The sequence below is a fragment of the Bacillus sp. FJAT-45350 genome (assembly GCF_002335805.1).
In the GTDB taxonomy this organism is placed as follows: domain Bacteria; phylum Bacillota; class Bacilli; order Bacillales; family NISU01; genus FJAT-45350.
The window spans coordinates 21492-47987 of sequence record NZ_NISU01000004.1; the positions used below are offsets into that span (position 1 = coordinate 21492).

Genomic DNA, 26496 nt, shown 5'->3' on the forward strand with positions numbered 1-26496 from the left:
AAAAATCTAGCAGTAATGAGGTGACGACATGACAAAAAAACTAGTGAAGAAACTCTTTAAATATCAATCACTCATTTTATTTTTTGTACTCTGGGAGTTAATTGCCCTTTCTGGCATGATAAATGAACGACTATTCCCTTCTTTCTTGACCGTGCTAGGTGTGGCATTTGAAACGATGACGCAAGGTATGTTTTGGGATAATTTGTCTGTTACGATGTACCGGGTCATTGTTGGCTTTTTAATTGCTGCAGTAATCGGGGTTCCATTAGGGTTGATGATGAGTCGATACAATTTACTAAACTCATTAATGCAACCAATGCTTTCAATTAGCTACCCGATTCCTCGTGTTGCCTTATATCCAATCTTGGTATTTATACTTGGTATCGGATCAGGGTCTAAGATTTTGCTTATTGCATTAGAGTGCTTGTTCCCTATCGTCATTAGTACGTATTATGGTGCATTGCGAGTCAATCATCTTTATGTATGGGCAGCTCAAAATATGGGAGCCAATGATAGAAAAATGTTTTGGAAAGTGTTATTACCTGCAACGATCCCTTCGATTTTTACAGGCTTCCGAATTGCTGTACCGCTGGCATTAATCATTGCTGTCTTGACTGAAATGATTAGTTCAACGAAAGGGATGGGCTACATGCTGAGTTTTATGTCATCAACCCTCGTACAGGAGAACGTACTTGCCATTGTTTTATTAATTGGAACTGTTGGTTATTTGTTAAGTGCCTGCCTTGACTTGATCCAGCATAAATTTGTTTTTTGGAAGTGATTGATTACGAAGGAGGTAAAAACTAATGCCATTTGTTAAAGCAGGTGAACTAGATATTCACTATTCTATAGAAGGAACCGGTGAACCGCTTGTATTATTGCATGGGCTTGGGAATAACTCACGTTCTTGGAAAAAGCAACTAGAGGGGTTAAAAGAACACTTTACTGTCATCGCCTGGGATGCACCAGGATACGGAGCGAGCTCTGATCCAACGGAGGAATTTCAAACGTTTGGTCAGTTTGCACAAGTCCTCCATGATTTCGTGGAGGCTTTGCCTTTCGAATCAATTTATTTACTTGGCCATTCTATGGGTTCTGCCATTGCAGTAGAATTTTGCTCGAGATATCCAGATAAAGTGAAGGCTCTCATCTTAGCGAGCTCTACTCGTGGAAGTTATGCATTAACTGCGGAAGAAAATAAGAAAAAGCTTGAACAACGTCACCAGATGATTGACACATTACCAGGAGTGGAAATTGCCAAAAGACGTGTTCCTAATCTACTTTCTCCCTATGCACCTGCAGATGTTCATAAAGAAGCTGAGGAGATTATGTCTCAAGTCCGACCAGCTGGGTATCGTTCTGTAGCCAACTCATTGTTTCATTTGAATCCAAATGATATGGTCAAAACCATTCAAGCACCGACGTTGGTTATTTGTGGGGAATTAGATAAAGTAACTCCTGTATCCGAGTCTGAATACTTTCATCAAGAAATTTCAAACTCTTCCATGAGTATTATAAAAAAGACAGGGCACTTGTGTTACCAGGAAGATCCAGAAGGGTTTAACCGGTTAATCGTGCATTTTTTACACAAGAAACAAGATGCCCTAGAATCAAGCGTTAAATAGGTGGCCAAGCAGTTGGTTTGTATACAATCATGGATACTCCTCTATATTAATGAAGACTTTGGAGATATAAATTCGGTATATAGAGGGATAGACTGAAAGATAGGTTTAAAAAGAAATTTTGATATAATTTACTAGATAAAAATCCTTATTTTATCGAGGTTGTATCTCTGATGCAAGTATTTATAGATGGAGGTTAAAAAATGGAAAAAAATGAAAAAGACAAATATCTATCCAATTCGTTAGTAAGAGGATTAGAAATCTTAAAAATGTTTACTCCAGAAAATCCAACGTATTCCTTAGCTGAAATATCTCAAAATTTAGGGGTGAGTCGTACTGTTCCCTATCGTTTTCTTTATACACTTCAGACTTTAGGATATTTATACCAGGATGAGGTAACAAAACGGTATGGACTAACACCGAAAGTCTTAGAACTAGGTTATTCATATTTAAACACACTACAATTGCCTGACATCGCTAAGCCGTACATGGAAGAATTAAGAGACCATACAAAGTTTTCTACCCATTTAGGGTTACTCGAAGGACATGAGGTGGTCTATGTTTCAAGGGTGCCTAATATTGGAGTGACAACGGTAACAATTAATATAGGATCGAGACTTCCTGCACATGCAACAGCTATGGGCAAATGTTTATTATCCTATTTAACAGAAGAGCAGCTTTATGCAAAATTTGCAGGCGTCGAGCTAAAACAATTCACCCAGAGAACGAAAACATTACCTAAAGATTTACTGTCTGAATTAGAAGAGATAAAAGAAAAGGGTTATGCGATTAGTGATGGGGAGTTTGAAGCTGAAATCCGTTCTGTGGCTGCTCCAATTGTTAAAAATAATCAAGTTATTGCCGCTATTAACATTGCAGCACCAAAAGCAGAATTAAGAGAAGAAAATCTTGAGAGTATCATTCAAGAAGTAGTTCATTGTGCTACACAGATCTCAAAGATTTCAAGCTATAGCTTTAGTATCACTTAAGTATGAAAATCACTAGGTATGTATCTAGTATAGCCCCCCTTTTTTTGTAAAATTCCAAACAAGAAAGGGGGGCTATTTTCATAACTATGAATTTTTATTATAGGTAAATAATTGTTACTAATCAGTCTAATAAAAAAATAGGTAAATAATTCTAACAATTTTGATAACTTCCGTTGACATTTAATTAACTCTTTTTTACAATGTGTATATAGTTAAAACATAGTTTCGTATTTAAAACACATCGAACTTATTAATATAAATAAGTGTTAAAAACGCTTATTTATAAAGTTTAATTTATTTAAAAGGGAGAGATTGATATGGCTGAAGAACTTAACATTCAAGAATTTGAAAAGAAATATGTTGCTAGATTAAGTGAACGTAAATTAGATTGGAACGTACTGGCGTTCCAAGAGGAAGTAGATGCAAGATACCGTCGAGCGCAAATGCGTTACATTGGGCGAGGAGCTACTGCAAACAATGACTCTAGTGTCATTCAAGCTGAACATTTTACATTAAGCACAATGGTATTGCCCCCAGGTTGTATTGGACCACTCCACTTACACTCTGATGTAGAAGAAGTATTTTTCGTGTTACAAGGGAAGATCACAGCTCTTCTTCAACAGGATGGGAAGGATTACGAAATCCAACTTGATACAAGGGATTGCATTAGTTGTCCACCAGGTATTCACCGCGGAGTTCGAAATGATGGGAATGAAGATGCGTTGATGCTCGTTATGTTAGGTTCACCAAAGCCTCAATTACCAAGCTATCCTGAAGGTAGTGAGCTTGAAGAGTTACGAATTCAACGTGCGAAAGAAAGAGACGCGATTATCCAACAAGCTGATAAATAAAGAAATGTAAAGAAATATGGAGTTCGACCTAGAACTCCATATTTCAAAAAATTATGAAAAGAGGTGTTTACACAATGTTAGGTATCACACACTTACGCCACATCAGTTTATTTACACCGAACTTAAAAGAACAATCCGAGTTTTATTCAGAAATTTGGGGTCTTGATAAGGTGTATGAGGATGAAGAAAATGTCTACTTTCGCGGTGCAGGTCCAGAACATCATATATTGCATTTAAATGCTGGAGAAGAGAAAGGACTTCATCATATAGCGTTTGGATTAGTTGATAAGCATGCTGTTGATGAAGCAGCGAAAAAATTAAAAAGTATGGGGATTCAGCTTGTTTCAGAACCAGGTTATTTAGAAGAAGAAGGTGGTGGCTACGGTTTCCGCTTTGTTGACCCAGAGAATCGTTGCATTGAATTATCTTGTTGGGTTGAAATTCATACAACCGAATGGACTAAAAAGAAATCATCAAATCCAAGTTTATTAAACCATGTAGTACTCAACACAGAATCGATAGACAATGCAGTCGACTTTTATACAGAGGTTCTTGGCTTTAAAGTGACAGATTGGAGTGAGCACCAAATGTGCTTCTTACGTTGTAATAAAAATCACCACTCCATTGCGTTTAACCATGAAGGACACGCTTCAGTAAATCACATTGCCTATGAAGTTGATGGCGTCAATGAAGTAATGAGAGGCATTACAAATATAAAAAAGAATGGCTACCAAGAACTATGGGGACCAGGAAGACATGGACCTGGTGATAATATCTTCTGTTACTTCCAGGACCCAGGTGGATTTGTAATGGAATATACATGTTATCTATCAACAGTTGAGGATGAATCAACTTGGAGGGCTCAAGTATGGAAGAGAGTACCACATTTAATGGACCAATGGGGGACAGCCGGACCACCTAGACCAGAAGCACGTGCAGCTATGGGAGGAAAACCGGATCTAGGTTGGTTTAACCGAAAAACAATTAAAACGAAATGAGGTGGAAAAACGGATGGAGCTAGGATTAAAATCAAAAGTTGCTGTGATAATGGGTGGTTCTTCAGGAATTGGTCTAAAAACAGCCGAAATGTTTTTACAGGAAGGCGCAAATGTAGCGATATGTGGCCGAAATGAAGCAAGGCTAGAATATGCAGTACGTCAGCTAACGGAACATGGACCAGAGGAAAAAATATTTGCACAATCGTGTGATGTGACCGCTCAGGCTGAAGTTGAAGCATTTATAGAAGCAACAGCTGAAAAGTTTGGCGGAATCGATATCTTAGTGAACTCAGCAGGGAAAAGCATTATGGGACACTTTTTTGATATCACAAAAGAGCAGTGGGATGAGCAAATCAATTTAAAATATTTCGCGATTATTAATGCCGTAAAAGCAGTGTATCCATACATGAAGCAAAAAGGCAGCGGAAAAATTATCAACATAAATGCAACCCTTTCAAAGGAACCAGAAACACATATGGTCGCAACAGCCGCAACGAGAGCTGGCTTACTAAACTTAAGTAAATCACTTTCACGTGAATTTGCTAAAGATAATATTCTCGTCAATTCTATTAGTCTAGGATTAATTAAAACGGACCAATGGGAACGAAGAAGAAAAGAGTCAAGTCCTGATGTACCAGTGGAAGAGTATTATGCGGATCTAGCAAAAAAACGTAATATCCCTCTTGGAAGAGTAGGAGAAGCAGAAGAAGTCGCAAGTGCTATTCTGTTTTTAGGTTCAGATAAAGCTAGTTATATTACAGGCACAACGATAGAAGTAGCTGGTGGAATAGGAAAAACGCTGTGATTTTATGATGAAAGTAGGGAATCAAAATGGCTGACGTACAAACAGAATATACTACGGCTGATGCAATTGTTCAAGAATTGGTTCATGCAGGTGTTGAAGTTGCATTTGGGATTGTTAGTATTCATAACATGCCAATCTATGACGCAATCTTGAGAGAAGGAAGTATCCACTTAGTTTGCTCTAGAGGAGAGAGCGGGGCCGTAAACATGGCTGATGGCTATGCCCGTTCTACAGGAAAGTTAGGTGTTGTCATTACTAGTACCGGTACAGGTGCTGGGAATGCAGCAGGCTCAATTATCGAAGCATGGGCTGCGGGAGTTCCATTGCTTCATCTTACAGGAGAAGTAGGTTCCAAGTATTTAGGAACTGGAAGAGGCTATATTCACGAATGTAAGGACCAATTATCGATGATGAAAGGCTCTGGAAAAGAAGCCTACCGACTTAGAAACCCAGAACAAGCACCATTTCTAATTCGTAAAGCGATTCATGAAGCATTTGCTATTCCTTCTGGTCCAATAACTGTGGAAGTTCCAATTGATTTTCAAACGGCTATTATTCATGAAACGTCAGTTGTTCAAGCCCATCAGCAAGTTGCTGAGACATCGGAGGTCTTAATCCCTGATGCAGTCATCGAGTCAATTACTGAAGCGAAACGTCCTGTCCTTTGGGTAGGAGGTGGAGCCATTTCAGCTAACGCTTCAGAAGAAGTTCAAAGCTTAGCGGAGAAAATTGGGGCAGCGGTGATTACAAGTCAATCTGGGAAAGGAATTATTCCAGAAGATCATGATCAATGCTTTGGTCATTTTGGTGCACACCCTGAAACGAAGAAATTTTTAGAAAAGGCTGACCTGCTCATTAGTGTAGGAGTTCGCTTTAGAGGGAATGAAACGTCAAATTGGGCAGTGACTGTTCCTGAAAATCATATTGGTATTGATGGGGATTATGAAGCGATGAACCGTAATTATCCATTATCATTTGGGCTTGTAGGTGATGCAAAGCAAACGTTAAAACAAATAAATGAGAAGTTGATGCAACAATCATTGTCAACAAAAAAAGCGTATCTTGAAGAAGTTAAATCCGTGCGTAATAACTTAAGAGATCAACTGCGTAGTACGTTAGGTCCTTATGAGAAAATTCTTGATAGTATGAGAGAGTTATTGCCACGAGATACGATACATGTAAGAGACGTAACTGTTCCAGCAAATGTCTGGGGGAGTAGACTACTAGAAATCTATGAACCAAGAAACTCTATTCATGCGTCAGGTGGCGGGATCGGGCAAGGGTTACCAACAGCCATTGGTGCTCAGATTGCAAACCGTGATCGTCAAGTCGTCTTAATCGCTGGTGATGGTGGATTTATGGTCAATGTTGGCGAATTGGCAACAGCTGTCCAAGAAAAAATTCCGTTAATTATCGTCTTGTTTGATGATTCTGGCTACGGGGTTCTCCGAAGTATTCAAGATGCTGCTTATGGTCGTCAAGTTGCTGTTGACCTAGTAAGTCCTGATTTTGCTTTATTAGGCCAGTCAATGGGTGCTTACTCAAAAAAGGTAACGACAACCGAGGAATTTTCAGAAGAATTGAAAGATGCTGTCTATAGAAAAGAAACAACCATGATTATCGTAGACATGAATGCAATTGGTCCAATGAACAAACCTTTCGCAGGTCCTCCAGGTGTAGCTGCCACATTCAAACCAAAAAAATTATGAAAGGAGGGATAGTTGTGAAATCAAATTTTCCTTCTATTTCTGGAAAGTACTTAATCAACGGAGAATGGTATGAATCAAAAAATTTAAAGGAAGTCATTAATCCAGCAGATATCAAAGAAGTCGTTGGTGAAATTGCACTTTGCTCACAAAATGATATCAGTCAAGCAGTTGACGCTGCTGCGGATGCTTTTAAAAAATGGTCTCAAACCTCGATTGAGGAACGTTCAAACATCATGCGTCAAGCAGCAGATAAATTAGAAGTGATTATTAAAGAAAATATTTCTCTTTTTGTACGTGAGAATGGGAAAACATTAGTGGAAGCGAAAAAGGACTTAATGCGTTGTGTTGAGATTACAAGAAAAGGGCCCGATCTTCTAAAAGATTGGTGGAAGACCATTGACCTAAGTGACGAGCACCAAAAGGTCCAGGTTCGTAGACGTCCACGTGGAGTTACTGCTGTCATTGCTCCCTGGAATTCACCAATGGTCCTAACGTTTAAACGTGTCATTCCAGCGGTTCTAACAGGAAACACGGTTGTATTCAAACCTGCAACAGATTGTCCATTAACGATCATGAACTGCTTAAGAGAAGTTGCGGCATGTTTTCCACCGGGAGTAATCAACATCGTTACTGGTTCTGGCCGACTTGTTGGTGATGAGCTTTGCAGTAATAAAAAAGTAAAGGCAATTGCTTTTGTTGGTAGTACAGAAACAGGGAAAACAATTATAAAAAATGCAGCAAATACGGTTAAAAAACTTTCGTTGGAGCTTGGTGGTAATGACCCAGCCATTATCTTACCTGATGCGAATTTAGATAAAGAGAACATGCAGAAATTACGTCTTGGCGTCCTTCGAGCATCCGGCCAAGTTTGCTCAGCCATCAAGCGAATCTACGTACACAACTCAAAATACGATGAGTTTGTTACCAAACTTGAAAAAGAATTTCAACGTGTCATTGTCGGAAATGGGATGCATCCCGATACGACAATGGGGCCAATAAATAATGAAGCTCAATTCAAATTTGTTAATGAATTAAAAGAAAGAACAGCACAAGAAGATGGTGTCAATGTTCTGACAGCAGGAAGAAAGTTAAATGATGAATCTTGGAATGATGGATATTTTATGCTTCCTTCAATTGTAACCGGAGTAAAACAAGAGAGTGAGATTGTTCGATTAGAACAGTTTGGCCCAATTGTTCCTGTCTTGCCTTATTCAGATATTGAAGAAGCAATCAACTTAGCAAATGATACAGAATTTGGCCTAAGAGCATCAGTGTGGACGGAAGATGAAAACCAAGCAATTCAGCTAGCTGAAAGAATTGAAGCTGGTGCAATCTTCCATAATAATCACACTATTTTTAAAGATTTGCGATTAGATTTCCCTGGCCTTAAAGAAAGTGGTTTATCAACAGAAACATTTTATGGTGGACTTGAGTTTTTCACGGATTCATACGGCTTTGCCAATTAGGGAAGGTGAACAACATGAAAATAGGATTGATTGGTTCAGGAAACATTAGCGAATTTTTATTAGATTATTTCCATACTACTCCGCAAACAGATGTAAGTATAACTGCACTTTTTAGTAGAAACATTGAAACGACTCAATATCTAGCTACAAAGTATCAAGTAACTCCTTTTCATAGTTTTGAAGAATTTATGCATTCCGATATTGATGTAGTCATTGAGGCTGCTAATATTACAGCGACAATTGAATATGCACCGAAGTTACTTAAAAATGGCAAGGATATTCTCATCATCAGTGTTGGAGCCTTTGCAGAACCTGATTTTAGTACAGAAGTTGCTCGTATCTGTAATGAGCACGGTACAAAAGTATATTTACCCTCAGGAGCAATTGGTGGTTTAGATGTATTAAAAGCAGCGGTTACCGTTGATGGATTAAAAGATGTCTCCATCGTGACAAGAAAGCCAGCGAACTCGTTAACTGACGAACCAATAACAGAGCCAAAGGTCTTATTTGAAGGATATGCAAAAGAGGCAATTAAGCTTTTTCCTAAAAATATTAATGTTTCGATCATCCTCTCACTTGTCGGGTTAGGAATTGCTCAAACAAAGGTAAAAATAATAGCTGACCCGGGGATTACAAAAAACATCCATACGATTGAAGCAACAGGTGAATTTGGAACGTTATCATTAAATATTGAAAATAACCCAATGCCTGGAAACCCCAAAACGAGTTTTCTAGCTGCGTTAAGTATTCTATCAACCTTAAAAGAGATAGAAGGAAATATGAGCATTGGATAACCGTTTTGAGATTTTCTAGTCTGGATTTTAATAGATTGTAAAAAATGAAAAATAACGGGGGTTTGTCTATGAGTAAGACATTACTTGGAAATAATACAGTGAACCAAATTGCCTTTGTTGTGAATGATATAGATGCTGCTTGTGAGGCTTTTTCAACATTGCTTGGGATTCCAAAGCCAGATTGGTTTCTAACAGGGGAACGTGATGTCTCACAAGTTGTTTATAATGGCAAACCCTCTGATGCTCAGAGTAAACTGTGTTTCATCAATACACCCTCGGTACAAATAGAGCTAATCGAACCAAATCAAGAACCTAGTACGATGAGAGACTTTTTAGGCACTATTGGGGAAGGCATTCATCATATTGCTTTTGATGTAAACTCGATAGAACCAGCAATTAAAACAGTGGAGGAACATGGATTTCCAGTTGTACAAACAGGAAATTTCACTTCCAGTAATGGTTGTTATGCTTATGCAGACACCCAAGAAACGTATAAGACACTCATTGAATTACTAGAACGCGAAACACCTTATGAACCTATTTCTCTCGATGAGAAGAACTCATTATTAGGAACTACTAAATTAACACAAATGGCTGTAGTTGTCCGCGATCTTGACAAAGTAGCGGAAGCCTATTGCAACCTCCTAGGAGTTGAAAAACCAGCAATCGTTCATGCAGGTGATCCAACCGTTACACAAGTGGTCCATCGTGGAAAACAAACAGATGCTAGAGGAAGATTTATGTTTATCGATACCCCACTTATTCAAATTGAGCTGATCGAGCCAGGAGATTCTCCGAGTACGTGGAATGAGTTTCTAGAGACAAATGGAGAAGGAATTCACCATATTTCTTTTAATGTAAATGATTTAGAAGAAAAAGTTGCGCTTTTGGAAGAATTAGGATATCCAGTTATTCAAAAAGGAAACTTTTTTAATGGTAATGGAAGATACGCTTATATAGATACAACATCAACATTTAAAGTAATCATTGAACTTCTAGAAAAGTATGATTCTTAATCAAGAAATGGAATGGAGGTAGGGGACATTGGCTAAAAAAGAACTGATGTTAGAAGAGATGACACGCGAAGAAGTGGTTCAATATTTAAATGAAACCGTTCAACCAGAGGAAGGGACGATTCCTGCTTATATTCTAGGTGACCCAACGATATATGAATTAGAACAAGAAAAACTTTTTATGAAAACATGGATGTTTCTTGGTCATGAATCCGAAATACCAAACAGTGGTGATTTTATAACAAGGACCCTTGCTGGCTACTCAATTATTATCGCAAGAAGTGACGAAGGAAAGCTACGAGCTTCGTACAACATGTGTACTCACCGTGGGATGAAGTTATGTCGTGCTGATAAAGGAAACAAAAAGCAGTTTACCTGTCCTTACCACGGTTTTGTATTTAAAAATACAGGTGAATTAATTGGAGCACCTTTACAAAAAGAAATCTACGGGGACACGCTTGATAAAGAAAAGATGACACTACATGAAGTAACGCTTGATACGTATAAAGGTTGTATTTTCGGTACATGGAATGACACTCCTGAACCACTAGATGACTTTCTTGGAGAATTCAAATGGTACTGGGATTTGGTCATTGGTCGAACTGAGATGGAAGTTGTTGGCCCCCCGCAAAAGTATGTAATCCCAGCTCATTGGAAAACCGGTTCAGACAATTTTGTCGGTGACTCTTATCATACTATGGTCACGCACGGTTCAATTGTTCAGCTAGGAATGGTACCAGGGCCGAAATACTCAAAAAAAGGCTATCAAGTTCATACCGAGAACGGGCATGGATGTAACTTGGGGATGCCAAATCCAGACTTTGCATTTCCAGAAGAGTTGATTCCTGAATACAAGGAGAATTTATCTCCTGAACAATTTGATATTATATCAAACTTAAAAAATACAAATGGAAACCTGTTTCCAAATCTATCATTCTTAGTTTCGCACACAGAAATTAAAGGCCAATTAATTTCAAATACATCGCTTCGTCAATGGAATCCAGTCGGTCCAGATAAAATGGAAGTAACCACATGGTTTCTAGTTGAAAAAAATGCGTCGGAAGATTGGAAAAGACGTTCAAGAGAATCCTTTGTTTTAACATTTAGTCCATCGGGAATTTTTGAACAAGACGATACCGAGGTGTTTATTGATATCTCTGATGCAGCACGAGGCAAACTACCTTTCTTAAAAGAAATGAAATACAACTATACAATGGGATTGCATAGAAAACCAGTAACAGATTTCCCAGGACCAGGTGTTGTCTATGATGATAAGTTCACCGAAGCGAGCCACAGAAACTTCTATAGCTACTGGTTAGAACTCATGAATCGTGATGGAAAGGAGAAAGACGATGGAAAATAAGGAGCTTATGCTGGTTACGTTTATGTTTGAGAGATGGTTATATAATGAAGCATCCTTACTAGATAATATCAAATTTGATGCCTGGTTTAGCCTAATCCATCCAGACCTTGTTTATCAAATGCCGGTTCGGGTCAATAAGGAAGGAATCGAACGGCCAGATTACTCAACCGATATGTTTGCCTTCGAAGATGATTATGAAACAATGAAAATGCGTGTTGACCGTTTAAAAACAGATTATGCCTGGGCTGAAATCCCCCCATCTCGAACACGCCGTACTGTTAGCAATGTTTTTATTACTGATTATGTTGAAAATGAAAAAGCTAGGGTTAAAAGTAATCTTCTTATTTATCGTAGCCGTACAAACGATATTCATCATGACCTTATCTCAGGAGAGCGTCAAGACGAATTTACGTATAGCGACGGGGAATGGAAGCTATCCAAACGATTTTTCATTATTGATCAAACAACAATTGATACAAGAAATCTAGCAATCTTTGTGTAATGGGTACTCTTTACTAAAGGAGATGGGAAAAGTGAGCAAATTGGATGAGAAAGTAGCTATCGTAACGGGAGGAGCTTCAGGAATAGGGAAAGCAATCACGAAACGATTTATAGATGAGGGTACGCGTGTATGTGTTTTCGATCTTTCCGAAGAAGGGTTAAATGAATTAAAAGAAGAATTTGGAGACAGTATTCTAACATTTAGAGGCGATGTTACTAGTTATAGTGACCATAAAGAAGCTATAAGTAAAACCGTTGAAATTTTTGGGAAGTTGGATATATTTGTATCCAATGCAGGTGTATTTGATGGATTCGTTTCTCTTGAAGGCCTACCTGAAAGTCGTATCGATGAAGCTTTTTCTATGATTTTCGATATTAATGTAAAAGGTGGTCTACTTGGAGCCAAAGCAGCTTGTGCTGAATTGAAGAAAACAGGTGGAACTATTATATTTACCGTTTCAAATTCAGGGTTTTATCCTAATGGTGGTGGCCCTCTCTATACAGCTAGTAAGCATGCTATTGTTGGCTTGATTAAAGAATTGGCTTATGAGTTAGCCCCTGAAATAAGAGTTAATGGAGTTTCCCCAGGTGGCACAATTACGAATTTAAGCGCTATCCCTCCATTAAAAGATTGTGTACAACAACTTGATCCAGAAACAAGAAAAAGGTTAATTAGCGCTCGGAATCCTTTACAGATTGCACAAACCCCCGAAGACCATATGGGAGCCTATGTATTGTTAGCTTCGAATGAATCGAAAGCTATTACTGGTACAGTGATTGAAAGTGATGGTGGCCTAGGTGTGCGAGGAATGGCAGTAACGTTAAATTAAGAGACCATTTGAACGTTACTTTCATTCAGTCGGGGAAAGAATCCCCCACTGAATGAAAGTTGTTTATTTCCCAATAATTTTTGGGTAAACATTCATCTTGGTCCCGTGGGGTTAAGTTCTCAAATATAAATTAATCCAGAAAGCATGTATTCAAGCTTACATACATGCTTTTTCTATTGAAAGATTCAAATTAATAATGACAATTGGAAAATAAATTTATAAAAGCATTCGGTTTTCTGTTAGTTCTATCAAACACAATATTTACTAGGTCTTTGAAGAATCAAATAGAATAAAGCAAAGAAAGTAGAAGAGCGTTGCATAAAAGATTATAACAAGAAGAAAGTTCATTCGAATATTGTTATAAAGGAAGAAAAGAGTATAACAATAAAAGAAGAAAGCGTGTATCATTTGATATTAGAACGGACTTACATAAAGAACTAAAGATGCAATCGCTAATTCAGGAGAAGAATATCTATATTCTGATTGAGGCAGCGTTGGAGGAGTCGTAGGGTACTACTATTTAAAATAATGGCTGGCTAATTGAGTGGGTCAGCCTTAAAAAACATGGTACATGTTTTCATGGACAGATTAAGCATAATAACAGTAGTAAACTTCTATTTGCTTATTTAAATTATATCTGTTAATCTTAATAAGAATTATTTTTGTTCGGTTTGTAAGGGAAAGAATAAGTAATTAAATTTTTCGCCTTAGATAGCTACTTGAGCAACAATAGTAATAAATCGTGGATTATACATCCACACAGGAGGAAACAAACATGCAAGAAGGTACAGTAAAATGGTTTAACGCAGAAAAAGGTTTCGGTTTCATCGAAGTTGACGGTGGAGAAGATGTATTCGTACATTTCTCAGCTATCCAAGGCGAAGGATTTAAATCTTTAGATGAAGGCCAAAAAGTTACTTTTGAAGTAGAGCAAGGTCAACGCGGACCTCAAGCTACAAACGTTAACAAAGCCTAAGTATGAAAAAAAGGACCCTATCTTAGGGTCCTTTTTTTATTTCCACGCACAAAAAAAGACCTCCTAAAAGTTACCTCCTCGTTCAATCAAGTTTTGCCAAAATTGAAAGAAAAGAAATTCCTTTAGTCAGCCTCGAAGAAATATGTTACAAGGTTTAAATGGTCAGGTGCATCATACCACATTACTTAGAGAATACATAATTTATTGAAAAATTAATTGAATTAACATTAACTATCTAACCAACAAACGGTAGAATAAAAGAAGAAACGTTTATTGGTTGTTTTATTTCTTCTTATCGATTAACCATATCTACAAAAAAGGCGGCTAGTCTTTAAACTGCCGCCTTTTTCGTTACCGTATGTCGTGAAAAGAAAGCCCATGCAGGGCGTTAGCGTTTTTAGCCATGCAAGATTAGTTAGTAAGCTCCAAATCCTGCTGCACCCATACCGCCTGCCATTCCTGCTGGTGCTGCTGCTGCCATTCCTCCTGCTACTGGTGCTGCACCCATTGCTGGCGCCGCTCCAAATCCTCCTACGCCATACCCTGCTGTATGTCCGCCGCCCATCCACGACGCACCAATGATAATTAAGAGAATGAATAATACTATAATTAACGCGAAGCCGCTGCCTGCGCCTGTTCCTGTACCTACACTCATTAAAATCTCTCCTTAAAAAGGGTTTTGTGAGAGTTTAACCACACAGTAACAGACTATGTCTGAATGAGTTTAATGATTGGGCGCGAGTGGGCTTATTGGGAACACAACTATTATGTCTATAATTCATGTCATTTTGAGTCTGTGAGATGTAAAAGTAAATAAATAGACAAATGATGATAATAATCATGTAGTTGAAAAATAGTTAGCCCATTTATAAAATAAATTATTTAATCTATTCATATCTCGTAGTAATAGAAAACTTTTATATCCTAGATCTTTTATAATTTAGATCAAAACCTTTTATACGAACGCGCTAACCCTTGGTGTAATTGGGGTTGTTGCTTTTTTTTGATGAAAAAAACAGAAATGAGACAGCGATAGGTCGTTTATATAAAGATAATTCCTGAAACTAAGCTTATAAACCAACAAATAAGCTGAAGAATTTTGATGAGGTGCAGTGCATGAATAATAACTGTTATTTTGCATGAACTTCGACTACTTATCCAAGGTATCCAGAGATAAGTTACTTTAACTTAAGGTTTTTTCATCTTTATAGTAGAGATTGAATCACAAATTCACTAATTTATTTATGGTTTTTTCTTTCCTTGATGTACGAAAGTTTTACTTGGTGAATTCAATGTATACTTACGCAATAAGTGAGCTTGTTAAGATACTTTGTTTCTATGCCAAAATCATTACTATTTTCGTTAACTGAACGACAAATAGCCCTTTTTCATCGCTTTTTTAAAAGGGCTATCGTTAAGCATTAATAGTAGAGCGTTCTATGATAAAGTCTTCTAATTTCATTAGTGTCTGTTGATTCTGCTCTTGTTCTCTTTGGTGTGCAGCTAATTCAATTCGACCAATGAGCCAATCGATTATGTATGTTTCAGATTTATCGTAGTGGAACGCTACTACATGTTCTTCTAGCTGGCAATATGTAGTTGGGTCAATTTTACGATTGAACGCATGCAGCCGTACTGGATAGATGTTTTCAAGAGTCGTTAGCTTATTATCTAGTATGTAGTCATTTATCGTCGGGGCTAGTTTGAACGTTTCTTTCACTGCGTCTTTGCATGCTTTAAACATTCGCCTGATTTCTCTTGTGCTATACCAGCTAAACTTTGTTATAAATTCAAAGAGTCGATGGTCTTTTACTTGTTCGTCTAGTCCTGGTGCAATGTAATCGTATATGTCTGTCTCATGAGCAATATCTGTAATCTCTTTTTCGCGGCTAATACGAGTTTCTTTTTTGATAAAGTGAGCTAAATCTCGTGGAGCGTGACCGTTCCGTTTGATGAAGCTTTTGATTTCACGTAATACTTGACGGATAACACGATAGCCAAGGCTTTTCATGCAGTTGATGAGAAGACTCATTTGTTCAGCCACTTCACCGATGCCTAACTCGTCCAATACTCGTTTCATAAACTGTGCTTTTCTTGGATAACGAATAGGTGACTCTAGCGAATCTCTCAGTTCTTGTCCCTGTTGAATCGCAGGTTGAATGCCTTTTTGTAATGCTAGATAGGCTTTATGATAGCGACCTCTTTGTTTCTCCATTTTTGCCACACGAAAATAAACCTTCCCTTGTGCATTTTTTCCTGAAAGTTCATCAAGAACGGACTGCACTTGAATAGGTTGTGTTTTATGTAGAAGCTTGATTAAGCCATTTTCTCCTCGAATTGAACGGAAAATGAACTCATTAGTACCTTGTTGAATGGCTGTCATGAGAAAAAGCTTTCGTGCAGCGAGTGTTAAGTCACTGAATGCTGTTGTGAAGACAGTTTCAGAAACGACTGCATAGCGATGAGGCTTGTTCGTCGCTTCATTGATAAAGTAATTAAGAGTATAGTTTGCTAGATTTGTGCCTTCGATTGTTTCTACCGTTACTAAACCACGTCTTACGAACTTATCCATACTTAAATAAACCTGAGTATGGCTTGCAGGCGATTCAAAGTACTCACGCATCGCTTGATAGATTTGATGCACCGTTGTTTCTTTAATTCGGCCGTTTGTATTACATATCTTGTGTAGAATGATGAGTAAGTCTAGATCTGCATTCGTGATATGATATAAATCATAAGGGAGGTCATTGTGCAAATCATCCTGAACTTTTGCAAACAGCAGCTCATTCCAAAACGCCGTACTTATGGCTACTGGTGTTGTTTTCTTCCCTTTTAATCCTCGTGCATTAGCTAGAATTGTCATGTACCTCACCTCCCTCATGTAATCTTCTATTTGTGGTATATATTACTAGAATTATTATAGCATCCTGTGCATTTTTTTTTGGCTCTCTTAATTAGGAAAAATGCACAGCTTTCGACAGCCCTTAAACCCTTGGTACATAAGGATAAAAATTTTTTCCAAAAAAATTTATAGCCACCCAAACGACGACTTTTTTAGTTGTTTTTACCATATATTAGGATAAAAATGTGCGTAATTACCCTTTTTTGCAAGGGGAAAATAACCTACCTACTTATTTTTTCTTTGCCAAAACAGGCTGAAACCACTGATATAATAGCTTTTTTTGTAACTAAATGTAATAGGTTTATTGCCAGTGAAGTGACGATATTTAATTGCCAGTGAAGTGACGACATTTTATGAAAATGAAGTGCACAAAGTCCAGTCTTGTATTAAATATCCTTAAAATTGGAAATTTCATTATTTAACTATGTGCATTTGGTACGTGTATAGCCAGTGACATGAGAATATGTGCATTTTTTCATTTAATAGCCACTGAAGCGACGACATTAGTTTTAAAATGCACAATATCATAGAGTTTTGTGCATTTTTTTGTGCAAATGGTATAATTATAGAGTGGTATTTTTAAAAAATGCACAGAAAAGGGTGACTGCACAGTGCATATAAATAGCGACGTTTTTATGGAGGTTGCTGAGGACTTATTAGGTGATAAGTATGAAGAAATCCTTCAGTTATGGAGAAGCGATGATGAGGATGAGGCGTTTAGAGCCTTTCAATTATTAATCAATACAATTATTGATCATGAAGATGAGGTAAGTTGTGCAAGTATTGTTACCCTTTATGGTCAACAAATTGTGCAGATTATGTCCCCGTTATTAGAGACATACTTAGATAGTACCGAAAAAGGTGAGATGATAGAAAAGTTACTGAGCGAAGAAGTAGCAGAAACAGGGTCTTCGTTGTTATTTCATAAATTAAGAGAAGCGATTAGTTTAAATAGTTTTTCTAAAAAAGATGGCATTCCCACAGTAGAAATTAAGAATGGAAATCAAACCCATGTAGCCCAAATACATACTCATGTTGACGATGGAATGATTCTTACAAATGGGGAAATTGACCAGTGGGAAACGTTAATGGCTCAAGCGATAACATCAATGGACGACTTAACTGCGGATGCATTTGATGTCATTTCAATTCTTTGGATGAAGAGCGCGAGTACTGAAAAAGATATGGTTTCGTTTAATCATGAAGATGTACTTACGATGCGACAAATACAGAAGAACAAAAATAAATTAGGATATGGCACTTTTCGAAAAAAGGATCGAGATGAGGTCATGAAAAGAATTGCTGCACTAGCTTCTATTTGGTTGCGAGTTGATGAGGATGATGAAGTTCATTTTATTGATCAGACATCTCTATCAGAATATAAAAAATCTAAATTAAAAAGACTGTTTGTAGTAGACAATGTAACGATTGCTCATGATCGGCAAACAAATGATGTGATTGGGATTTATGAATGTGAGATTAGACCTGGCGATTTACTAGCAAGCTATTTGCATGGTGCAAAAAAGTCGACGGGTATGCTTTCACTTAAAGCGCTACAATATAATCCTGTTAAGCATAAGCATCATAAAAGATTAACTCGCTACTTGTCTTGGCAATGGCGAATTCGCTCCCGTAAAACGGACTTCGAGCGACCGTATAATATCGGTGGTGAACGAGGGTTGTTAAGTGTACTCGGAATGGATAGTACAAATGATAAGAGACCATTTCGAGTTAAGGAATCGTTTGAGAGTATTTTAGATACACTGCAGGAGGACAAGATTATAGACTCTTGGCACTATGTATCGATTGACGAGACAAGAATGGGAAAAGGGAACCGAGGTTGGCTGACAAATTATTGGATGACATTACAAGTCATTATTCTCCCTCCAAAAGAAATCATCTCAGGCTTATCTATTGAAGAAAAGCCAAGGCCACTTGAGATTGAAGAAGTGATTAATGAGTTTGGTAAGAAGCTTAGTCGGACTAAAAAAAGAGACGACCAGATGAATCGAGAAGAGCAATTAGTGTTAGGCTTACATTTTGAAGAAACAGATTCAACTTCGACTGATTATAAAATAACCCCAGAATTAGTTCAACATACTAGGAAAAAGAGAGGCTTAACCTTATCAAAAGCTGCTAAGGAAATTGGAATTGCTCACACGACCTTATCTCGTTTTGAGAAGAACGAGATAAAGAAGCCTAATTCTAAGAATGATGAAAAGCTTAGGAAGTGGATTACTGAAGAGGAACCCAAATAAGGGATAATTTAACACAATTGATTTGGGCTCTTAATGTTATTGTAATATAAAGGGTGTATCATGAAAGTATTAAGTAACCCCCCAAGTTACACATAAATTATTTGGCACATGCTGGTTAGGCATGTGCTATTTTTTATGAAAATATACAAACGTATGAATAAAAGAAGGTTGGAAGAAACGTTTATTCGAAATTTTAGGAATCTAACATAGTCGTTAAAAGAAGAATTAGACTACTTGTTTTAAAATATGATAATAGAGATAGCATTATTTTTTAAACAACTAGAGAAAAGTGAGGTGATGTTTCATTGTAAAATATGAAATATAAGGAGGTCACCTATGTTACTCGTATTCGTCCTGATTTTAATTGTTGTTGGGTTAGCTTCGGGTATGTTAGGTAGTCTAGTTGGAATAGGTGGGGGGATGGTTATCGTTCCTTCTCTATTATATTTAGGGCTGTTTTCAATTTCCCCCTTATTCTCAGAGGTTACTCCTCAAGTTGCTGTCGGTACATCACTACTTGTTATATTAGTCATTGGTCTATCATCGACCTTCGCCTACTTGAAACAAAAAACAGTTGATTACAAGAGTGGATGGATGCTCTTTATCGGTAGTGGACCGGGAGCGATTGTGGGGGCGTGGCTGAATCGTTTTCTCTCATCAGAACAATTCTCTCTCTACTTTGGCATCTTCATTATCTGTATTGCGATTTTAATGATGGTACGTAATTACTTGAAGCCTGTTGTTATAAGAAAAACCTTTCTCTATACAGCGATTGGTGATAACGGGGATGAAGTGACATATGGGTATAATGTGCCAGTGATGTTAGTTATCTCATTTAGTATCGGTATCCTGGCTGGTTTGTTTGGAATAGGTGGGGGCGTGTTAATGGTTCCTGTCATGATCTTGTTATTTAACTTTCCAACTAGAATTGCGGTTGCGACGTCAATGTTGGTCATCTTTCTATCAGCTATTACAGGTTCGATTACTCATATGGTATTAGGTAATATCAATTGGACGTATGCGGGCTGTCTAGTTGTAGGGGCTTGGTTTGGGGCGAAAATTGGTGCGTACCTCAATAACAAATTGAAAGCAGAATATGTATTAGCTATCTTTCGTTTTGTCTTACTCTTTGTGGGAATTGGATTAACGATTAACTAAACAAAGGAAGAAACGTTTATTTCTACGTTTCTTCCTTTGTTTGTTCTTTCTTTTATTCGTTTAACCAGGGAAATTATTATTGTTATTTCGATTCATAATTCGTCTCTCTAACATTCCTTTTAAGATAGGTGCGAATAAAGCTAGAATTGTAAAGACTAGAATCGTTCCACTAATCGGACGTGCAAAGAATGCGACGATACTTCCATCTGTCATCATAAGCCCTTGTCTTAAGCCATTCTCAATAATTCCTCCAAGTACTAAACCAAGGATAATTGCAGCGATTGAGAAGTTGTATTTCTTAAGGAAGAAACCTACAATTCCAAAGAAGAACATGATCCATACGTCACCCATGCGGTTATTAATAGCAAACGTACCTAGTATGGAAAGCATTAAGATACTAATACCTAAGAACTCATAAGGTACTCTCAGGATTTTTACAATGTATTTAATCGAAATTAATACAAGGATGGCCATGAGAATGTTTGCGACAAACATCCCTACAAACATGGAGTAAACAATGTCCGGATTTTGTTGGAAAAGTAGTGGACCTGGTTTTAGACCATGAATTAAGAATGCACTTAAGATAACAGCTGTTACTGCGCCACCTGGAATACCAAGTGTTAATAATGGAACCATTGCGCCACCTACAGCAGCATTATTTGCGGCTTCTGGAGCTGCTACTCCGTCAATGTTTCCTTTTCCGTAGCTGTCTTTATCTTTAGAAGCACGGATAGCAGAGCCGTACCCTAGGAAAGAGGCAATCGTTGCACCGGCACCTGGTAACACACCGACTAACGAACCGAGAACACTGGAGCGAAAGAGTGTCTTTCTCACCTTTTTAATATCGGACTTTTCAGGAAGTGAGAAGCCTTTTATGTCACCGTCTCCTTTAGGGAGTTCCTTATTGAAAATCTTTTGATGGAAGCGCATAAGTACTTCTGATAAGGCGAACAACCCAATAATTGCAGGAATGAAATCAATCCCAGCTTGTAAGAAGCTTGTTCCGAACGTATATCTTGAGACACCTGTTACAACATCTAACCCGATAATAGCTAAGAATAATCCAATTAAAACAGAAATTAGTGCTTTGATTTGGTTTTTATTATCAATACTTGCAACAACAGTTAAACCTAATACACCTAGTGCAAAATACTCTGGCGCACCAAACGTGAGGGCTACTTTTGCGGCTTGAGGAGCTAATAGAGCTAAAAATATGGTACTAAAAAGTCCACCAACGAGAGAGGCAAAGACAGCCATGCCGAGTGCCCTGTTTGCCTGCCCTTTCTGAGTGAGTGGATACCCGTCTAATGTCGTTATTGCTGCAGGAGCATCACCTGGGGTATTGAATAAGATAGCACTTATCCCACCACCATAAACAGAAGCACAGTAAATCCCAACCATTACTAGGAATCCGCTAATAGGATCCATAACATATGTGAATGGAATTAATAAGCTGATAGCAGTTACACCACTTAATCCAGGAACGGTACCAAAGATAATCCCTAAAACTACTCCTAGAAGTACCATTAAGAAGTGGTTAGGTTGAAAGACAATTTGAACTCCTAATAATAGATTTTCGACCAATGTAGTCCCTCCTTCTTTTTACGTATTTAATAAAAGAAAAAGCTAAGTTCGCGCAGTATTCCAATGCCCCTTGGTAGAGGAACATATAATATTTTTCCAAAGAGAAAGATGAAAACTCCCAGTGAAACAAATGTGAATATAAGCTTTTTGATAAGAGGGATTTTGATTAATGTGCAGACAAAGTAGATGAATAGTAAGGATGATAAGATGAATCCTAGAAATTGCATTAAATATAGGTAGATAAACATTCCTACAATGAGAGAGATTAATCGAGTAGTAGAGAAGTCTTGTAGATACTCATCTTCTGCTTGTTTGTTAACTTTCTCACGTCTCTTAACGAAAATCGTTTTAACTAGTACGAAAGCAGATAGAAGGACCAATCCTGTTAATACTAAAAGAGGCCAAAATTTAGGACCAGCAGGTTCACCAGCTGCCCTTTCTGCCGATATTTTGATGATATCGTCAGTAGCGATTAATAAGGATAATCCAACTAAAAAGATGCACGCAATGACGATGATCTCGCCGTAACGGTGAAGGTAACGTATCAACATAGTTTTCCTCCTTTAATTTTAACAAGATTTAATAGATAGAATTTAATTAGGGGAAGTAAGGATTCTTCGCTAAGTCTAACGAAGAATCCTTACTCAGCTATTTCTTACTCTAGGTAACCCATTTCTTTAAGCATTGTTTGTAGAGTGTTCATTTCTTCCTTGGCAGATTTTTCATAATCCTCAGAGTTTAAGTAACCATCGGCAATGTGCAACCAAGATTCTTCTTCATACTGTAAGTAATCTGGCATGTTTGATGCAGCATAAAAGACATTATGCAAATACTGTTGAACTTCTGGCTCAAGCTGTCCAGGTGCGTTCGTTCCTCTCCATCTACCAACAGAAATGTTTAGTCCTAATTCACCTGTCGTTTGTGCATCGATTCCTTCAAACGGCTCATCGCTTGGTACTAGTATTGGACGAATTTCACCTGCTGCATATAGGTCAGCTACTGCACCAGCAGTTTCATGAAGCATATGCACGTGACCTCCAAGTAAACTAGCTACACGCTCACCTGACGCATTACTAGGAATGTACGTCATATTTAAACCTAATTGTTCATTTATCTCGTTTACACGAAGTTGGTCATCTCCAATGCCACCTACTCCGGTAATTTTCACGTATCCAGGGCTATTTTCCTCAGCTGCTACTACATCGTCCCACGTTTCAAACTCGCTATCGTCTCTTACCCAAAATACTTCTGTTGCGCCTTGGTTTCGAATGATAAATGTAGTGTCTTCTGTAAAGCTATATGGTTGCTCACCTAGCGCTTCGTTGATTACTTGAGATGTAATTGCTCCGTAAAGTGTGTACCCATCAGAAGGTTGAGATAAAGCATAAGCTAATGCAACTTCACCAGCTCCACCAGGCATATTATTCGGTACTAGTCTTACACCCATAATTTTTTCAGCTTCTCTTGAAATGCTACGAGCATAACGGTCAGAACCGCCACCTTCACCCCAAGCAATGACATACTCTATGTTTCTAGAAGGATATCGATGTGGCTTAGGAATAACAGATTGAAGTTGTTCAACGCCCTCTTCTTCAGTTATTGCACCACTATTTATATCTGCAGTAATTCGGTCAATTTCAGCTATAACTTCTTCTTGAGGTAAGTTGTTTTCATTACTTGGGCCATCTCCACTACCATTCCCGCCTTGACTTTCTGCTGTTGAACATCCTGCTAGTAAAATCGCAAATAAGAGCATTGAAATAGGAACCAACCACGCTTTTTTCATCATATTAAGAACACCCCCAGAAATTTTTGTGAAACTATTTAAGCTTTACGTAACCAAATACCTCCTCTTCTTAATAAAGTAGTCGAATGTCCCCTGGATTGAATGAATTGTGGAAGCGCTTACAAGTTTGGTGGTAAGTTGTTTGTGGATTGTCGACAATCTGAATTTAAAATAATCATAATATTCTAAATATTACTTTGTCAACAAGATTTTGGATAAAAAGTAATTTAAATTTTTTCTTTGCTAGGCCAATTTATGAAGGGAAGTAGTTATTAGACACAATATGTTAAAATATTTAGAAAATTCTAAATTGACAAATTAAAATTTTTGTTGTTAAAATTAAGTTAAGTATTTACAGTGTCGACAATAAACAAAAAGAAGGTGATGACTCCATGTACAAAAGTAAAGTTGATGAATATGCACTTCCGAATATTATTAAGCAAAGTATAATAGACGATATTGTACAAGGAAAACTTGCTTCTGGTGATAAACTACTAGAAACGAAATATTCGGAACGTTTCGGTACGAGTCGTTCACCAGTACGAGAAGCGTTTTATTTATTAACATTAGAAGGATATGCAGAAAAGATTCCTAGAAAAGGTACGGTCGTGAAAGGGTTCTCCGCAGAAGATATTGGAGATATCTTAGAAATTAGAAATATGCTAGAGCAACTGGCAATCGAAAGAATGACAGCGGAAAACAGGCTTCAATGTGTAAAGAAAATGAAAAAGATCGTCGCTGAGATGAAACAAGAAGGGATTGATAAAAATCAATATACAAAATTAAATTATGATTTTCACTTTCATTTAATTCTATCTAGTGGTAGTGAAGTGATTCTAAATGCATATTCTAAACTATACAGCCCTCTTATCTCATTACAAGGTCTTTCTTTTATGACAGAGAACTCGATTACTAATTCCATTAAAGAGCACGAAGAATTAATCGAGCTATTAATTGGTGGAGAGATCGAAAAAGCAAAATCACTACTAAATTCTCATAATAAAGCAGTATTTTTCCGAGTTCGTGGAGCAATTAAATAAAGGGTCTCTACTTGAGGCCTTTTATTGAAAGCGCTTTCTTTTTGTTGTGCTATGTCAGTTTATAGTTAGCTACTTTTAGGGACATATGTGTTGCGTTAAATTGTCGACAATCCACAATAACAGAATTTTACTTCGTTCCTATGTTACTTCTAAATTACTAATTATGAGGAGGATAACGAATATGAATAAAGTTTTAAAGAAAAGCTCTCAGCAACGCTCTTGGACTACACGACGTGAAGAAAAGAAGAGGAGAATTGAGCAAATAAGTGGATTACTAGATGGAGGAGTCTTACGAACAGAGAATATTGTTGAAGCTCTTGAGGTTCTCATTGCTCCTGGGGACCGGGTTGTATTAGAGGGGAATAATCAAAAGCAAGCGACATTTCTTTCTGAGGCATTAGCAAAGGTCTCCCCTAAAAAGGTCCATGATCTTCATATGCTTATTTCAAGTATCTCTCGACCGGAACATCTAGATATCTTTGAAAAAGGCATTGGGAGTAAAGTAGAGTTTGCATATGCAGGACCACAGAGTTTACGTATCTCTCAAATGTTAGAGGACGGAAAGTTAGAAGTTGGTGCGATTCATACGTATCTAGAGCTATATGCACGAATGTTTGTTGATCTTATTCCTCGAGTTGCCCTTGTAGCTGCTGATAAGGCAGATAAAGACGGGAATTTATATACAGGACCAAATACAGAAGAAACTCCGACATTAATTGAATCGGCTGCGTTCCATGATGGAATTGTCATCGTTCAGGTTAACGAAATCGTTGATGAACTACCACGGGTTGATGTTCCAGGTTCTTGGATTGATGTCATCGTTGTGGCAGATAAGCCATATCAATTGGAGCCACTCTTTACGAGAGATCCAAGACATATAACAGAAACGCAAATTTTAATGGCGATGCTTGTGATAAAGGGAATTTATGCAAAGCACGGAGTACTATCTTTGAATCACGGTGTAGGATTTAACACGGCAGCGATTGAATTGCTACTACCGACGTACGGTGAGCAACTTGGGTTGAAAGGAAAAATATGTACGAATTGGTCAGTCAATCCTCACCCTACTTTAATTCCTGCGATTGAAAGTGGCTGGGTGGAAAGTGTGAATGCTTTTGGCGGGGAGTTAGGAATGGAAGACTACGTCGCTGCACGTCCAGATGTGTTCTTCACTGGTCCTGATGGAAGCCTCCGCTCGAACCGTGCCCTTTCACAGTTAGCGGGACAATATGCTGTTGATTTGTTTGTAGGTTCTAGTCTACAGCTAGATCCAGAAGGGAATTCATCAACTGTAACTGCAGGAAGGTTAGCTGGATTTGGTGGAGCACCAAATATGGGGCACGATCCTCGTGGACGTCGTCATTCTACTCCAGCTTGGTTAAATATGATTAATGAGGATGGACCAATTGTTCGAGGGCGAAAATTAGTTGTTCAGATGGTTGAAACCTTCCAAAGTGGTGGTGTTCCAACATTTGTTGAGTCGTTAGATGCTGTAAAAGTTGGTCAAGATGCGAATCTACCAATAGCACCTGTCATGATTTACGGTGAAGATGTTACGCATGTCGTCACAGAAGAGGGAATTGCTTATCTTTATAAAGCACGTGATAAAGAGGAACGAAAGCGTGCAATTGCCGCGGTTGCTGGGGTGAGTCCAGTTGGAAGAACTCACGACCCTAGTCAGACCGAACAACTAAGAAAAGATGGGCTGGTTGCTTTTCCAGAAGATCTTGGGATTAGACGAACAGATGCGAAGCGTTCATTGCTCGCAGCGAAAAGTATCGATGATCTTGTACGTTGGTCAGGAGGTCTTTATCAACCACCTGCAAAATTCAGAAGCTGGTAAGGAGGGGT

The 26496-nt window shown here is 37.9% G+C and carries 22 protein-coding genes and 1 pseudogene; 18 read left to right on the forward strand and 5 right to left on the reverse strand.

Annotation, left to right across the window (positions count from 1 at the left end; genetic code table 11):
• Positions 1–28: 28 nt before the first annotated feature.
• The 14 genes from CD003_RS20620 (at position 29) to CD003_RS20685 (ending at position 13917) form a co-directional block, all read left to right on the forward strand.
• On the forward strand, positions 29–781 hold the full coding sequence (locus CD003_RS20620) for an ABC transporter permease (RefSeq protein WP_096203149.1): 753 nt from the start codon (positions 29–31) through the stop codon (positions 779–781).
• A 25-nt stretch (positions 782–806) separates the two neighbouring features.
• Entirely contained in the window at positions 807–1625 is an 819-nt protein-coding gene (locus CD003_RS20625; protein WP_096203150.1) for an alpha/beta fold hydrolase, read from the forward strand.
• Between the two features lie 200 nt (positions 1626–1825).
• Positions 1826–2611: an IclR family transcriptional regulator gene (locus CD003_RS20630; RefSeq protein ID WP_096203151.1), complete on the forward strand. Its 786-nt coding sequence runs from the start codon at positions 1826–1828 to the stop codon at positions 2609–2611.
• A gap of 317 nt (positions 2612–2928) precedes the next feature.
• Complete coding sequence (locus tag CD003_RS20635; RefSeq protein WP_096203152.1) at positions 2929–3462, forward strand: cupin domain-containing protein; 534 nt, start codon at positions 2929–2931, stop codon at positions 3460–3462.
• Positions 3463–3536: 74 nt separating this feature from the next.
• A complete protein-coding gene (locus CD003_RS20640; RefSeq protein ID WP_096203153.1) occupies positions 3537–4460 on the forward strand; it encodes a VOC family protein in 924 nt (307 codons plus the stop codon).
• Between the two features lie 13 nt (positions 4461–4473).
• Complete coding sequence (locus CD003_RS20645) at positions 4474–5265, forward strand: SDR family oxidoreductase (RefSeq protein ID WP_096203154.1); 792 nt, start codon at positions 4474–4476, stop codon at positions 5263–5265.
• A gap of 26 nt (positions 5266–5291) precedes the next feature.
• Positions 5292–6974 (forward strand): thiamine pyrophosphate-binding protein, encoded by a 1683-nt coding sequence (locus tag CD003_RS20650; protein WP_096203155.1) that lies wholly within the window; start codon positions 5292–5294, stop codon positions 6972–6974.
• A 14-nt stretch (positions 6975–6988) separates the two neighbouring features.
• On the forward strand, positions 6989–8440 hold the full coding sequence (locus CD003_RS20655; RefSeq protein ID WP_096203156.1) for an aldehyde dehydrogenase family protein: 1452 nt from the start codon (positions 6989–6991) through the stop codon (positions 8438–8440).
• A gap of 14 nt (positions 8441–8454) precedes the next feature.
• Positions 8455–9234: an aspartate dehydrogenase gene (gene nadX / locus CD003_RS20660; RefSeq protein WP_096203157.1), complete on the forward strand. Its 780-nt coding sequence runs from the start codon at positions 8455–8457 to the stop codon at positions 9232–9234.
• A gap of 68 nt (positions 9235–9302) precedes the next feature.
• Positions 9303–10250: a VOC family protein gene (locus CD003_RS20665; protein WP_179295660.1), complete on the forward strand. Its 948-nt coding sequence runs from the start codon at positions 9303–9305 to the stop codon at positions 10248–10250.
• Between the two features lie 28 nt (positions 10251–10278).
• A complete protein-coding gene (locus tag CD003_RS20670; RefSeq protein WP_257008413.1) occupies positions 10279–11610 on the forward strand; it encodes an aromatic ring-hydroxylating oxygenase subunit alpha in 1332 nt (443 codons plus the stop codon).
• The gene (locus CD003_RS20675; protein WP_096203158.1) at positions 11600–12112 is read left to right on the forward strand and encodes an aromatic-ring-hydroxylating dioxygenase subunit beta; all 513 of its coding nucleotides are present in this window, start codon (positions 11600–11602) and stop codon (positions 12110–12112) included. The genes CD003_RS20670 and CD003_RS20675 overlap by 11 nt, the downstream gene beginning before the upstream one ends.
• Positions 12113–12143: 31 nt before the next feature.
• Positions 12144–12941, forward strand: a complete 798-nt coding sequence (hcaB, locus tag CD003_RS20680; RefSeq protein ID WP_096203159.1) for a 3-(cis-5,6-dihydroxycyclohexa-1,3-dien-1-yl)propanoate dehydrogenase — start codon at positions 12144–12146, stop codon at positions 12939–12941.
• A gap of 775 nt (positions 12942–13716) precedes the next feature.
• Positions 13717–13917 (forward strand): cold-shock protein, encoded by a 201-nt coding sequence (locus CD003_RS20685; RefSeq protein ID WP_096200152.1) that lies wholly within the window; start codon positions 13717–13719, stop codon positions 13915–13917.
• A 562-nt stretch (positions 13918–14479) separates the two neighbouring features.
• On the opposite strand, the pseudogene CD003_RS22480 reads toward CD003_RS20685, so the two are convergent.
• Positions 14480–14572 (reverse strand): annotated as a pseudogene (locus CD003_RS22480) (YjcZ family sporulation protein); the annotation flags it as partial.
• Between the two features lie 759 nt (positions 14573–15331).
• A complete protein-coding gene (locus CD003_RS20695; RefSeq protein ID WP_096203161.1) occupies positions 15332–16780 on the reverse strand; it encodes a hypothetical protein in 1449 nt (482 codons plus the stop codon).
• A gap of 650 nt (positions 16781–17430) precedes the next feature.
• On the opposite strand from CD003_RS20695, the gene CD003_RS20700 reads away from it, so the two are divergent.
• Entirely contained in the window at positions 17431–19077 is a 1647-nt protein-coding gene (locus CD003_RS20700) for a helix-turn-helix domain-containing protein (protein ID WP_096203162.1), read from the forward strand.
• A 336-nt stretch (positions 19078–19413) separates the two neighbouring features.
• Complete coding sequence (locus tag CD003_RS20705; RefSeq protein ID WP_096203163.1) at positions 19414–20235, forward strand: sulfite exporter TauE/SafE family protein; 822 nt, start codon at positions 19414–19416, stop codon at positions 20233–20235.
• A 60-nt stretch (positions 20236–20295) separates the two neighbouring features.
• Here CD003_RS20705 and CD003_RS20710 read toward each other — a convergent pair whose 3' ends face one another.
• From CD003_RS20710 to CD003_RS20720, 3 genes are all read right to left on the reverse strand, one after another.
• Positions 20296–21819, reverse strand: a complete 1524-nt coding sequence (locus CD003_RS20710) for a tripartite tricarboxylate transporter permease (protein WP_096203164.1) — start codon at positions 21817–21819, stop codon at positions 20296–20298.
• Between the two features lie 26 nt (positions 21820–21845).
• Positions 21846–22370 carry a tripartite tricarboxylate transporter TctB family protein gene (locus CD003_RS20715; protein ID WP_096203165.1) on the reverse strand — a complete coding sequence of 175 codons (525 nt, stop codon included), beginning with the start codon at positions 22368–22370 and terminating at the stop codon, positions 21846–21848.
• A gap of 104 nt (positions 22371–22474) precedes the next feature.
• Positions 22475–23608, reverse strand: a complete 1134-nt coding sequence (locus CD003_RS20720) for a tripartite tricarboxylate transporter substrate binding protein (protein WP_096203166.1) — start codon at positions 23606–23608, stop codon at positions 22475–22477.
• 389 nt (positions 23609–23997) lie between these two features.
• Here CD003_RS20720 and CD003_RS20725 point away from each other — a divergent pair, with 389 nt between their 5' ends.
• Positions 23998–24645 carry a GntR family transcriptional regulator gene (locus CD003_RS20725; RefSeq protein WP_096203167.1) on the forward strand — a complete coding sequence of 216 codons (648 nt, stop codon included), beginning with the start codon at positions 23998–24000 and terminating at the stop codon, positions 24643–24645.
• A gap of 181 nt (positions 24646–24826) precedes the next feature.
• Positions 24827–26488 (forward strand): malonate decarboxylase subunit alpha, encoded by a 1662-nt coding sequence (gene mdcA, locus CD003_RS20730; protein ID WP_096203168.1) that lies wholly within the window; start codon positions 24827–24829, stop codon positions 26486–26488.
• Positions 26489–26496 lie beyond the last annotated feature (8 nt).

What these genes read in the sequence shown, in the direction of transcription:
- CD003_RS20620 (WP_096203149.1), top strand. Translation starts at nt 29, where the DNA reads ATGACAAAAAAACTAGTGAAGAAACTCTTTAAATATCAATCACTCATT.
- CD003_RS20625 (WP_096203150.1), top strand. Translation starts at nt 807, where the DNA reads ATGCCATTTGTTAAAGCAGGTGAACTAGATATTCACTATTCTATAGAA.
- CD003_RS20630 (WP_096203151.1), top strand. Translation starts at nt 1,826, where the DNA reads ATGGAAAAAAATGAAAAAGACAAATATCTATCCAATTCGTTAGTAAGA.
- CD003_RS20635 (WP_096203152.1), top strand. Translation starts at nt 2,929, where the DNA reads ATGGCTGAAGAACTTAACATTCAAGAATTTGAAAAGAAATATGTTGCT.
- CD003_RS20640 (WP_096203153.1), top strand. Translation starts at nt 3,537, where the DNA reads ATGTTAGGTATCACACACTTACGCCACATCAGTTTATTTACACCGAAC.
- CD003_RS20645 (WP_096203154.1), top strand. Translation starts at nt 4,474, where the DNA reads ATGGAGCTAGGATTAAAATCAAAAGTTGCTGTGATAATGGGTGGTTCT.
- CD003_RS20650 (WP_096203155.1), top strand. Translation starts at nt 5,292, where the DNA reads ATGGCTGACGTACAAACAGAATATACTACGGCTGATGCAATTGTTCAA.
- nadX (WP_096203157.1), top strand. Translation starts at nt 8,455, where the DNA reads ATGAAAATAGGATTGATTGGTTCAGGAAACATTAGCGAATTTTTATTA.
- CD003_RS20665 (WP_179295660.1), top strand. Translation starts at nt 9,303, where the DNA reads ATGAGTAAGACATTACTTGGAAATAATACAGTGAACCAAATTGCCTTT.
- CD003_RS20675 (WP_096203158.1), top strand. Translation starts at nt 11,600, where the DNA reads ATGGAAAATAAGGAGCTTATGCTGGTTACGTTTATGTTTGAGAGATGG.
- CD003_RS20685 (WP_096200152.1), top strand. Translation starts at nt 13,717, where the DNA reads ATGCAAGAAGGTACAGTAAAATGGTTTAACGCAGAAAAAGGTTTCGGT.
- CD003_RS20695 (WP_096203161.1), bottom strand. Translation starts at nt 16,780, where the DNA reads ATGACAATTCTAGCTAATGCACGAGGATTAAAAGGGAAGAAAACAACA.
- CD003_RS20705 (WP_096203163.1), top strand. Translation starts at nt 19,414, where the DNA reads ATGTTACTCGTATTCGTCCTGATTTTAATTGTTGTTGGGTTAGCTTCG.
- CD003_RS20715 (WP_096203165.1), bottom strand. Translation starts at nt 22,370, where the DNA reads ATGTTGATACGTTACCTTCACCGTTACGGCGAGATCATCGTCATTGCG.
- CD003_RS20720 (WP_096203166.1), bottom strand. Translation starts at nt 23,608, where the DNA reads ATGATGAAAAAAGCGTGGTTGGTTCCTATTTCAATGCTCTTATTTGCG.
- CD003_RS20725 (WP_096203167.1), top strand. Translation starts at nt 23,998, where the DNA reads ATGTACAAAAGTAAAGTTGATGAATATGCACTTCCGAATATTATTAAG.
- mdcA (WP_096203168.1), top strand. Translation starts at nt 24,827, where the DNA reads ATGAATAAAGTTTTAAAGAAAAGCTCTCAGCAACGCTCTTGGACTACA.